The following is a 10,458-nucleotide window of genomic DNA, read 5'->3' as shown; positions in this document are numbered from 1 at the left end:
GATGCACGAGGCCCCCGGCGCGCGCGGTGGGCGGCGCCGGGGGCCTCGACGGGGCGGGGGCCGTCAGCCGGTGACGCCCTCCGCGGCCTGGTCGGCCTGCGCGGCGTGGGCGCGGACGATCTCCGCGTACCGCCGGCCGCTGGACTTCACGGTGCGCCGCTGGGTGGCGTAGTCGACGTGGACCAGGCCGAACCGCTTGTCGTAGCCGTAGGCCCACTCGAAGTTGTCCAGCAGCGACCAGGCGAAGTAACCGGCCAGCGGTGCGCCCTTGCGGGCCGCGGAGGCGCAGGCCGCCAGGTGTCCCTCGAGGTAGGCGGCCCGCTCCGGGTCCCGCACGCTGCCGTCCTCGCGCACCACGTCGGGGTAGCTGGAGCCGTTCTCGGTGACGTACAGCGCGCGGGCCCCGTACTCCTCGGTGAGGCGCAGCAGCAGGCCCTCGATGCCGCCGGCGTCCACCTGCCAGTCCATGCCGGTGCGCGGCACGTCGGGCAGCCGGACGTCGCGGACGAAGGGCGCGGGGGCGGTGGGGTCGTCGGCGACGGTCATCGGGAAGTAGTAGTTCAGGCCCAGCCAGTCCAGGGGAGCGCCGATGATCTCCATGTCGCCGGGCCGCTCGGGCAGTTCGACGCCGTAGACCTCGCGCATGTCCTCGGGGAAGCCGCGGCCGTGCACCGGGTCGAGCCACCAGCGGTTGGTGTGGCCGTCCATCCGGCGGGCGGCGGCCAGGTCCTCGGCGCTGTCGGAGGCGGGCCGGATCTCGGAGAGGTTGTTGACGATGCCGACCTGGGCGCCGGGCGCGGCGGCCCGGATCGCCTGGGCTGCCAGGCCGTGGCCGAGCAGCAGGTGGTAGGAGGCACGGACGGCGGCCGTCAGGTCGGTCAGCCCGGGGGCCATCCGGCCCTCGAGGTGCCCGATCCACGCCGAGCAGAGCGGCTCGTTGAGCGTGGTCCAGTGCCGCACCCGGTCACCGATCCGCCCCGCCAGGGCGGAGGCGTAGGCGGCCAGGTGGTGGGCGGTGTCCCGCTCGGGCCAGCCGCCGCGGTCCTGGAGCACCTGCGGCAGGTCCCAGTGGTAGACGGTGACGGAGGGGGTGATCCCGGCCTCCAGCAGGGCGTCGACCAGCCGGTCGTAGAAGTCCAGCCCGCGCTCGTTGACCGGTCCGTCGCCGCCGGGCACCACCCGGGGCCAGGCGGCGGAGAGCCGGTAGGCGTTGGCGCCGAGCTCCTTCATCAGCGCGACGTCCTCGGGCCAGCGGTGGTAGTGGTCGCAGGCCACGTCGCCGTTGTCGTCGTTGTCGACGCGGCCCGGGGTGTGCGCGTAGGTGTCCCAGATGGACGGCGAGCGGCCGTCCTCGGCGACGGCGCCTTCGATCTGGTAGGCCGATGTGGCCGTGCCCCACAGGAAGTCGCGGGGCAGCGCGGCGAAGTCGATGGACACGAGGTTTCCCTTTCGGACGTAACGAGGAACAGCGGCACGCTGGACGCCGCGGTACGCGGGCACGGAGGGGGCCGGGCCCGTCACTTGACGGCGCCGGCGGTCAGGCCGGCCACCAGGTAGCGCTGGAGGAGCAGGAAGCCCGCGACCACCGGCACGCTCACCACCAGGGAGGCGGCCATGATCTGGTTCCAGTAGACCTCGTTCTGCGTGGAGTAGGCCTGCAGGCCGACCGCGAGGGTGCGGGTGGTGTCGTTGGTCATCACCGAGGCGAAGAGCACCTCGCTCCAGGCGGTCATGAACGCGTAGACGGTGACCGCGACGATTCCCGGCACCGCGGCCGGCACCACGACCCGCAGCAGCGCGCCCAGCGGCCCGCAGCCGTCGACCAGCGCGGCCTCGTCCAACTCCCGTGGCACGGAAGCGAAGTAGCCGATCAGCATCCAGATGGAGAACGGCAGCGAGAAGGTGAGGTAGGTGAGGATCAGGCCGCCGCGGGAGCCGAACAGGGCGATGCCGGTGGCGTTGCCGATGTTGACGTAGAGGAGGAACAGCGGCAGCAGGAAGAGGATGCCGGGGAACATCTGCGTCGACAGCACGGTGACGGTGAAGATCCGCTTGCCGCGGAACTCGTACCGGCTCACCGCGTAGGCGGCGAACACCGCGATCACCACCGAGCAGACGGTCGCCGCTCCGGCCACGATCAGCGAGTTGACGAAGTAGCGGCCCAGCGGCACGGTCGACCAGATGTCGACGTAGGGGCTCAGCGTCAGGTCGCCGGGCAGCCACCGGAACTCTCCGGAGACGTCCTGCAGCGGCTTGAGCGAGCTGGAGAGCATCACGTACACCGGCACCGCCACGAAGACGGTGAGCAGGGTGAGGAAGACGCGCCGCGACCAGACGAAGGAGCGGGGCGCGGCCATCGGGGACCGCGGGGCACTAGCCATCGGCACTCCTCCGTCCGCGTGAGGTGATCAGCAGGTACACGGCGGTCACGACGAGCAGGAAGAGCAGCAGCAGGACGGACATGGCCGAGCCGGTGCCGAAGTTCCAGGTGACGAAGGACGCCTGGTAGATGTGGATGGAGACCAGGTCGGCGGCGTGCGGCGCGGACTTCCCGAAGAGGACGAACGGCGTGTTGAAGTCGTTGAAGGTCCACAGGAAGAGCACCAGGACGAGCACCTGGTTGACGGAGCTGAGCGAGGGCAGGGTGATCCGGCGCAGCTGCTGCCAGCGGCCGGCGCCGTCGAGGGCGGCGGCCTCGTAGAGCTCGCGCGGCACGGTCTGCAGGCCGGCCATGACGATCAGGAAGGCGAACGGCCAGCCCTTCCAGACCGAGACGATCAGCAGGGCCCAGAAGCTGTTGTCGCCGAGCAGCCAGAACGGCGGTTCGTCGAACAGGCCGAGCTGGTCGACGAGGACGTGGTTCACCAGGCCGTTGTCCCGCTGGAACATGAACGTCCAGGTGATCACGGCGGCGTACATGGGCAGCGCGTACGGGATCAGGAAGAGGCCGCGCAGCAGGCCGCGGCCGCGGAAGGACTCCTGCAGGTACACGGCGGTGGTGGTGCCCAGCAGCCAGCACAGGCCGACCGAGAGCGCGGTGAACAGGCAGGTGACCCAGAAGGAGTGGAGCAGCGCGGCGCCGACGGGGGTGTCGAAGTCGACGGCGACGCGGTAGTTGTCCAGGCCCTTCCAGGGCGCGGTGGTCCAGTCGCGGATGTAGAACTGCGTGAGCTCCTTGAAGCTCATCAGCAGGCCGTAGACCATCGGCACCAGGTGGACCAGGAGTTCGAGGGCCAGCGCGGGTACCAGGAGCAGGTAGGGCAGGGAGGCGCGGCGCAGCCGTCCGGGGCGGCGCGGTGTGCGCGCCGCCCCGGGGGCCGCCCGCTTCCCCTTCGGGGGAGCGAGTGTCGCGGTCATGGACGAGGTCACCCCTGCGGCATCTGCTGCTGGGCCTTGGCGAGCTTCTCCCGGACGAGGTCCTTGGAGACCGGCTTTCCGGCGGCGGCCTCCGCGAAGAGCTCCTTGACGGCCGTGCCGACGGCCGTCTCGAACTGCGACTCGGCGGGGACCTGCGGCAGCGGGGCCGCGCTGTTGGCGAGGGTGTCGCGGACGATGCGCAGGGCCGGGCTGTCGAAGGCGCGGTCCTCCTGGGCGGCCTTGACCGGCGGGATGGAGCCGTAGGCGGTGTTGAGGGCCTTCTGCTCGGCGTCGCTGGTCATGAACTTCACGAACTTCAGCGAGCCGTCGAGGTTGTCGGTGTTCTTGAAGACCGCCATGTTGATGCCGGCCACCATCGAGTTGACGCCGGTTCCGGAGCCGGGGTCGCCGGACCGCACCGGGATCGGGGCGACGCCCCAGTCGTCGTCCTTCATCCCGTGGGAGGCGAAGGCGGTCTGCGCGTTCTGCCACATGACCATCGCCGTCTTGTTCTTGGCGAAGTCCTGGAGAGACTGGTTCTGTGCGTACTCGGCGTTGCCGGGCGCGATGATCTTGTGCTCGGCCATCAGGTCGACGTAACTCTTGACGGCGTCGACGGCGGCGTCGGAGGTGAAGTCGGGCTTGCCGTCGGGGGTGAAGAAGTTCGTTCCGTGCTGCTGGCCGAAGGTGAAGACGTGGTGGATGTTCTCCGAGAGGTTGGACCCCTCGGCGCCGAGCGCCCACTTGCCGTCACCGCTGAGCTTCTTGCCGATCTCGGCCATCTCGTCCCAGGTGGCGGGCGGTTCCTCGATGCCGGCGTCGGCGAACATCTTCTTGTTCCAGTAGAGCGTGTAGGCCATGGAGTAGAGCGGCACGGCCGCCGGGTCCTTGCCCTCCGCGCCGGCCGAGGCGATGGCCGACTCGACGAACCGGTCGCGTCCGCCGATCTTCTCGAAGTTCTTGGCGTCCCACGGCAGCAGCGCGCCCGTCGCCTGGAGCGAGGCGGACCAGGTGTTGCCGATGTTGAGCACGTCCGGGCCCTGGCCGGAGGTGGTGGCGGCGAGGATGCGGTTGAGCAGGTCGCTCCACGGGACGACCTCGAGCTCGACGTCGATCCCCGTCTCCTTCTCGAACTTGGCGATCTCGGCGGAGAGGATCTTCTTGTCCGCCTCGATGCTGGGCCCCTGGTTGGAGGCCCAGTAGGTGAGCTTCTTGGGCGAGTCCCCGGACCCGCCGTCGGACGCCGAACCGCCGCCGCAGGCGGAGACGGCGGCCAGCAGGGAGACGGTGACCGCACCGGCGGCCGCGGCTCGGATTCTGCGCATGAGTACGAAGGTCCCTTCCCCGGGAGTCGACGGGCGGAGGACCTGACCGGTCCCCCGTGCCGTCATGACTTAATTCACGGCGTGAGTTAAGACCTGTAAGAAGGTCGCGTCAAGGCGTCGCGCAGAGGTATCTTGCGTTCGGGGAAACGAACGGAAGGAACCGGATGAAGGCGCGGAACGGACGCACGGTGCGTGACCTGCGGCGGGGCAACCGGGCGGCCGTACTGCGCCAGTTGTACTTCGACGGACCTCTGACCCGCTTCGACCTCGGTCCGGCCACCGGACTCAGCTCGGGTTCGGTCAGCAACGTGGTCGCCGAGCTCATCGCCGACGGCGTGGTCGAGGAGGCCGGCAGCGTCGACTCCGACGGCGGCCGCCCCCGCACGCTGCTGCGCGTGGTGCCGGAGAGCGGCCACCTGATCGGCGTGGACGTCGGCGAGACCCGGGTCCGCGTCGAGCTGTTCGACCTCTCGCTCGCCGAGGTCTCCCGCGCCGAGCGGCCGCTGGAACCGCAGCGCTACGACGTGGAGGTGGTCACCGGCCACATCCGCGACTCGGTCGCCGAGGTGCTCGCCACCGCGGGCCTGGCGCCGGAGCGGCTGCTGGGCGTCGGCATCGGCGTGCCCGGCATCGTCGCCCGGGACGCGGAGCGGGGCGCGACGGTGCACGGGCAGACCATCGGCTGGGACGCCGTCCCCCTGGAGGCGCTGCTGCGCGAGCGCGCCGGGCTCCCCGAGCGGGTCCCGTACTTCATCGACAACGGCGCGAAGACGCTGGGCCAGGCCGAGATGTGGTTCGGCGCGGGCCGGGGCGCCGGCGACGCGGTCGTGGTGCTGTTCGGGTCGGGCGTCGGCGCCTGCCTGGTCGCCGACGACGTGGAGCACGGCCGGGCCCTGGAGTGGGGCCACCTGACGGTGCGGGTGCGCGGGCGGCGCTGCCGCTGCGGGGCGCTGGGCTGCCTGGAGGCCTACGCGGGCGCGGAGGCGCTGGTGGCCCGCTGGCAGGAGGCGGGCGGGCGGCCGCCCGCGGGCGCCGACGAGGAGACCGCGCTGACCGCGCTGCTGGCGGCGGCCTACCCGGAGCGCGGCGGCGAGCCGGACCCGGTGGCCCTGGAGGTGCTGGAGGAGACCGCCGAGTACCTGGGTGCGGGCCTGTCCGACCTGGTCAACCTCTTCCAGCCGGAGCGCATCCTGATCGGCGGCTGGGCCGGCCTCCAGCTCGGTACCCGGTTCCTGCCCTCGGTCCGCCGGCACGCCACGGCGTACTCGCTGCGCCACCCGGCGGGGCGGGTGCGGATCGAGCTCGGGCGGCTGGGCCCCGACGCCGTCACGGTCGGCGCGGCGACCCTTCCGCTGGCCGACTTCCTCAGCCGCGGCGGCCACCGCGACAACGCCGCCGCCTCCGGGGAGGGCGGTCCCGCCCCTGCCTGGCGCAGCGCGCTGCGCGAGCGGGTGGTGCGCTGACGGGCGGCCTCCTCCACAGCGGTCGGGGAGCGCTCCCGCGACGCGACGGCGAACGCGGGCGGCGCCCCACCCGGAGGTCCGGGTGGGGCGCCGCCCGCGTTCGTGCCCGGCTCAGCGGGCCGTCTGCTCGTGGACGTACTCGGTGAGGGCGGTCAGGGCGCCCGGGTCCGTGGTGGGCAGGACGCCGTGGCCCAGGTTGAAGATGTGACCCTCCAGGCCGGAGGCGGCGTCCAGGACCTCGCGCGCCTTCGACTCCACGGCCTCACGGGTGGAGAAGAGGACGGCCGGGTCCAGGTTGCCCTGCAGCGCCTTGCCGGGGCCGACCCGGCGGACGGCCTCGTCCAGCGGGACCCGCCAGTCGACGCCGACGACGTCCGCGCCGGCCTCACCCATCAGGCCGAGCAGCTCGCCCGTGCCGACGCCGAAGTGGATGCGCGGCACGTCGTAGGGCGCGACCGCCTCGAAGACCTTCCGGGAGGCGGGCATCACCGAGCGGCGGTAGTCGGCCGGGGCGAGCGCGCCCACCCAGGAGTCGAAGAGCTGCACCGCGGAGGCCCCGGCCTCGATCTGCACCTTGAGGAAGGCGGCGGTGATGTCGGCCAGGCGGTCCAGCAGGTCGGCCCACAGCTGCGGGTCGCCGTACATGAGCGCCTTGGTGTGCTCGTGGTTCTTGGACGGGCCGCCCTCGACCAGGTAGCTCGCCAGGGTGAACGGCGCGCCGGCGAAGCCGATCAGCGGCGTCGGGCCGAGCTCGGCGGTCAGCATCCGGATCGCCTCGGTGACGTAGGAGACGTCCTCGGGGGTCAGGTCGCGCAGCCGCTCGAGGTCGGCGCGGGTGCGGATCGGCTGCTCCACCACGGGGCCGACGCCCGGCTTGATGTCCAGGTCGAGGCCGATGGCCTTGAGCGGGACGACGATGTCGCTGAAGTAGATGGCCGCGTCGACGCCGTGCCGGCGGACCGGCTGCAGGGTGATCTCGGTGACCAGTTCCGGCCGCATGCACGACTCGAGCATCGGGATGCCCTCGCGCACCTTCAGGTACTCGGGCAGCGAGCGCCCGGCCTGTCGCATGAACCAGACCGGCGTGTGCGGCACCGGCTCTCGGCGGCACGCCCTGAGGAAGGCGGAATCGGCGACGGCGGGGTTCTCGGGCTTGTCCATGGCACTCACGCGAAAAGTCTCCCATGCCCGTCCTGCCCGCCGGACCCGACTCCGCGATAGCGCCCCCAAGGCGGCCTCCCGCGCCGCCCGGGCCCCCGTCCGCGGGCCGTCGCGGCACCGCCGCCGCGCGGGGGCGACACGCCCGGGCGGGGCGGACGGCGGGGCGTGATCACGCGGGTCCGTCCGGCAAACCTCGTGGCTGTTCGCGCAGCGCGATCCGTCCGGGGGCCCGCGCTGGGGTGTCCTTCACGCCGCCGGGGCTCCGCGCCCCTTATCTTCTGCGCATGGCTGCGGCTCAGGGACGACTGACGGACGGTGCGGGCGGGGCGGGCGACGGGGAGGACGGGGAGCGGGGGCTGGATGCGGACGCCTTTGCGCCACTGCCCTTCCGGGCCGCCGTCGACGCCCTGCGGGCCGCGCGGCCGAGGCCGCGCATCGAACTCGAGCCGGTGACGCCGCCGCGGCGGCTGGCGCCCTACGCGTACGCCCTCGAGGCGGCGGTGCTCGACGAGGACGGCGACGAACTGGCCGACGGGCGCCTGATCCTGCTGTACGACCCCGACGGCCACGAGGCCTGGCGGGGCTCCTTCCGGCTGGTCACCCTCGTACGGGCGGAGCTGCACGAGCCGGAGATGGCCGCCGACCCGCTGCTCCCCGAGGTCTCCTGGTCGTGGCTGACCGGCGCGATGGACGCCCGGGGCCTGGGCTACCAGGAGGCCGGCGGCACCGTCACCCGGGCGAGTTCGCACTACTTCGGGGCCTTGGAGGAGCGTCCGGCCGCCTCGCAGATCGAGATCCGCGCCTCCTGGACGCCCCGCGAGGGCCTGGGCGGCGTCCCGGACACCGGCGGGCACCTGGCGGCCTGGTGCGACCTGCTGGCCCAGGTCACGGGCCTGCCGCCGCTGGGCGCGCCGGCGGGCGAGGGCCCCTCCGCCGCACCGGCCGCCCCGGTGGTCCCGCTGCCGCAGCGGCGCGGACCCCGGCCGCAGCGCTGACCCCTTCCGGGCGGCCCGGCGACGGCGACAGCCGCGCCCGGGCCGCCCTCGCCGCATTGTGATTGCGGTTTTGTCGATACGGACACTTTCCGACCTCGCCTGACCGTCCGTCGACAGGGTTCGACTCGCGCCGTTCTTCGGATGATCGATCGCGCGTCCGAATTGCCCCGATTTCCCCTCACCAAATAGTGATCGTTCCCTAAAGGCGGACCCGTCCGGTGCCGAAGCAGACAGTGACCTAGCAAGCACGGTTCTTCCGTCCCGGCTTCATCCCCCGTGAGCCGGCTCCGTCCCCCACCCAGGAGGCCTGGTGTCCGTTCTCCTCGAGCAGCCCTCAAGCCTGGTCGCCTACCGCCCGAACAAGCCCACCGCGATGGTCGTCGTGGCCGATCCGCGCGTGCGCTCCACCGTGACCCGTCATCTCTGGGCGCTCGGAGTACGCGACGTGATCGAGGCCTCGTCCGTGGCGGAGGCTCGTCCCCGCATCGGCAACCCCCGTGACATCTGCGTCGCGGACGTCCACCTGCCGGATGGTTCCGGCCTTACCCTCCTGTCCGAGACCAGGGCCGCCGGCTGGCCCAACGGTCTGGCCCTCTCCGCCGCCGACGACATCGGCGCGGTGCGCAACGCCCTGGCCGGCGGCGTCAAGGGCTATGTCGTCACCGGCACCCGTACCAACATCGGCCTGCCGGGCCGTCCCGGCGCCGCTCCGCTCGGCGGGGCCCACCGCATGCACCGCCGCCCCCCGGGCTCCCCGAGCCACCCGGGCGGCTACCGCGAGCTCTCCGGCCGTGAGGTCGAGGTCCTGCGGCTGGTGGCGGAGGGCCAGTCGAACAAGGCGATCGGCGTCTCCATGGGACTGTCCGCCCTGACCGTCAAGAGCCACCTCGCACGCATCGCCCGCAAGCTGGGCACCGGCGACCGGGCCGGCATGGTCGCGGTGGCCCTGCGCACCGGCATCATCCACTGAACAGGCCGAACGCTCGAACATCGCGCCCACCGAGGGAACGTTCCCTCGGTGGGCGCGGTGCATGTGCGCGGTACACAGATACCCTTGACAGGTGACCGACGCCCATGACACCGCAGCAGACAGCCCACTGCGAACCACCGGAGGCGCCCCTCCGGACGACGGCGGAACCGGCGGGGAATCTGCTTCCCGGGCGGCGGAGCCGGTTCCCCTCCTGGAGCCCCGCGAGGGCATCCCGCCGGTGATCGCCGACGCGGAGGGCCTGGCGGCGACCGTCGCCGCCTTCGCCGCGGGCACCGGCCCGGTGGCCGTCGACGCCGAGCGGGCGTCCGGCTACCGCTACGGACAGAGCGCCTACCTCGTGCAGCTGCGCCGCGCCGGCGCCGGCAGCGCGCTGATCGACCCGGTGGCCTGCCCCGACCTCACCGCGCTGGGCGAGGCGATCGCCGACGCCGAGTGGGTGCTGCACGCCGCCACCCAGGACCTGCCGTGCCTGCGGGAGATAGGCATGGTCCCCGGCCGCCTCTTCGACACCGAGCTGGCCGGACGGCTGGCCGGGTTCCCCCGGGTCGGACTGGGCGCGATGGTGGAGAACGTGCTCGGCTTCGTGCTGGAGAAGGGCCACTCCGCGGTGGACTGGTCGACGCGTCCGCTGCCGGAGCCGTGGCTGCGGTACGCGGCGCTCGACGTGGAGCTGCTGGTCGACCTGCGCGACGCGCTGGAGAAGGAGCTGGAGCGGCAGGGCAAGCTCGAGTGGGCCCTGCAGGAGTTCGACGCGATCGCCTCCGCTCCCCCGGCGGCCCCCCGCAAGGACCCCTGGCGGCGCACCTCCGGCATGCACAAGGTGCGCCGGCGGCGGCAGCTGGCCGTGGTCCGCGAACTGTGGGAGACGCGGGACCGCATCGCGCGGCGCCGGGACGTTTCGCCGGGCAAGGTGCTGGGCGACGCCGCGATCGTGGAGGCGGCGCTGGCGCTGCCGGCCGACGTGCAGGCGCTGTCCGCGCTGAACGGGTTCGGCAGCCGGACCGGGCGGCGACAGCTGGAGCAGTGGCAGGCGGCCGTCGACCGGGCGAAGGCGCTGCCGGAGAGCGCGCTGCCGCTGCCGGGGCAGGCGGTGGCGGGGCCCCCTCCGCCGCGGGCCTGGGCCGACAAGGACCCGGCGGCCGCGGCGCGGCTGTCCGCGGCGCGGC

At 72.8% G+C, this 10,458-nt stretch carries 9 protein-coding genes; 4 read left to right on the top strand and 5 right to left on the bottom strand.

Translation table 11 applies throughout. The annotated features are described in order from the left end of the window. Window positions 1-63: 63 nt before the first annotated feature. The 4 genes from ACOV8S_RS03935 to ACOV8S_RS03920 form a co-directional block, all read right to left on the bottom strand. Complete coding sequence (locus ACOV8S_RS03935) at window positions 64-1,437, bottom strand: GH1 family beta-glucosidase (RefSeq protein ID WP_351116350.1); 1,374 nt, start codon at window positions 1,435-1,437, stop codon at window positions 64-66. Window positions 1,438-1,517: 80 nt separating this feature from the next. Beyond that, the gene (locus ACOV8S_RS03930) at window positions 1,518-2,381 is read right to left on the bottom strand and encodes a carbohydrate ABC transporter permease (protein ID WP_448316118.1); all 864 of its coding nucleotides are present in this window, start codon (window positions 2,379-2,381) and stop codon (window positions 1,518-1,520) included. Then, window positions 2,374-3,357, bottom strand: coding sequence for a carbohydrate ABC transporter permease (locus ACOV8S_RS03925; RefSeq protein ID WP_351116347.1), 984 nt, complete (start codon window positions 3,355-3,357; stop codon window positions 2,374-2,376). The genes ACOV8S_RS03930 and ACOV8S_RS03925 overlap by 8 nt, the downstream gene beginning before the upstream one ends. Before the next feature lie 8 nt (window positions 3,358-3,365). Continuing rightward, entirely contained in the window at window positions 3,366-4,682 is a 1,317-nt protein-coding gene (locus tag ACOV8S_RS03920; RefSeq protein ID WP_448316117.1) for an ABC transporter substrate-binding protein, read from the bottom strand. Between the two features lie 164 nt (window positions 4,683-4,846). On the opposite strand from ACOV8S_RS03920, the gene ACOV8S_RS03915 reads away from it, so the two are divergent. Next, a complete protein-coding gene (locus ACOV8S_RS03915; protein ID WP_448316116.1) occupies window positions 4,847-6,145 on the top strand; it encodes an ROK family transcriptional regulator in 1,299 nt (432 codons plus the stop codon). Window positions 6,146-6,256: 111 nt separating this feature from the next. Here ACOV8S_RS03915 and hemE read toward each other — a convergent pair whose 3' ends face one another. Next, window positions 6,257-7,306, bottom strand: coding sequence for a uroporphyrinogen decarboxylase (gene hemE, locus ACOV8S_RS03910; protein ID WP_351116483.1), 1,050 nt, complete (start codon window positions 7,304-7,306; stop codon window positions 6,257-6,259). A 284-nt stretch (window positions 7,307-7,590) separates the two neighbouring features. Here hemE and ACOV8S_RS03905 point away from each other — a divergent pair, with 284 nt between their 5' ends. The 3 genes from ACOV8S_RS03905 to ACOV8S_RS03895 all read left to right on the top strand — a co-directional run. Continuing rightward, window positions 7,591-8,301 carry a DUF3000 domain-containing protein gene (locus ACOV8S_RS03905; protein ID WP_448316115.1) on the top strand — a complete coding sequence of 237 codons (711 nt, stop codon included), beginning with the start codon at window positions 7,591-7,593 and terminating at the stop codon, window positions 8,299-8,301. A 310-nt stretch (window positions 8,302-8,611) separates the two neighbouring features. Continuing rightward, a complete protein-coding gene (locus tag ACOV8S_RS03900) occupies window positions 8,612-9,271 on the top strand; it encodes a helix-turn-helix transcriptional regulator (protein ID WP_108952319.1) in 660 nt (219 codons plus the stop codon). Between the two features lie 91 nt (window positions 9,272-9,362). Next, on the top strand, window positions 9,363-10,458 hold a 1,096-nt coding region (locus ACOV8S_RS03895), incomplete at its 3' end, for an HRDC domain-containing protein (RefSeq protein WP_448316114.1).

The sequence above is a fragment of the Streptomyces sp. CO7 genome (genome assembly GCF_053474865.1).
The sequence above is the reverse complement of the archived record's forward strand: the minus strand, read 5'-3'. Positions and strand labels throughout refer to the sequence as shown.

Excerpts from the sequence above, each read along its gene's own strand:
- ACOV8S_RS03930 (WP_448316118.1), bottom strand. The coding sequence starts at position 2,381 with ATGGCTAGTGCCCCGCGGTCCCCGATGGCCGCGCCCCGCTCCTTCGTC.
- ACOV8S_RS03925 (WP_351116347.1), bottom strand. The coding sequence starts at position 3,357 with ATGACCGCGACACTCGCTCCCCCGAAGGGGAAGCGGGCGGCCCCCGGG.
- ACOV8S_RS03920 (WP_448316117.1), bottom strand. The coding sequence starts at position 4,682 with ATGCGCAGAATCCGAGCCGCGGCCGCCGGTGCGGTCACCGTCTCCCTG.
- ACOV8S_RS03915 (WP_448316116.1), top strand. The coding sequence starts at position 4,847 with ATGAAGGCGCGGAACGGACGCACGGTGCGTGACCTGCGGCGGGGCAAC.
- hemE (WP_351116483.1), bottom strand. The coding sequence starts at position 7,306 with ATGGACAAGCCCGAGAACCCCGCCGTCGCCGATTCCGCCTTCCTCAGG.
- ACOV8S_RS03905 (WP_448316115.1), top strand. The coding sequence starts at position 7,591 with ATGGCTGCGGCTCAGGGACGACTGACGGACGGTGCGGGCGGGGCGGGC.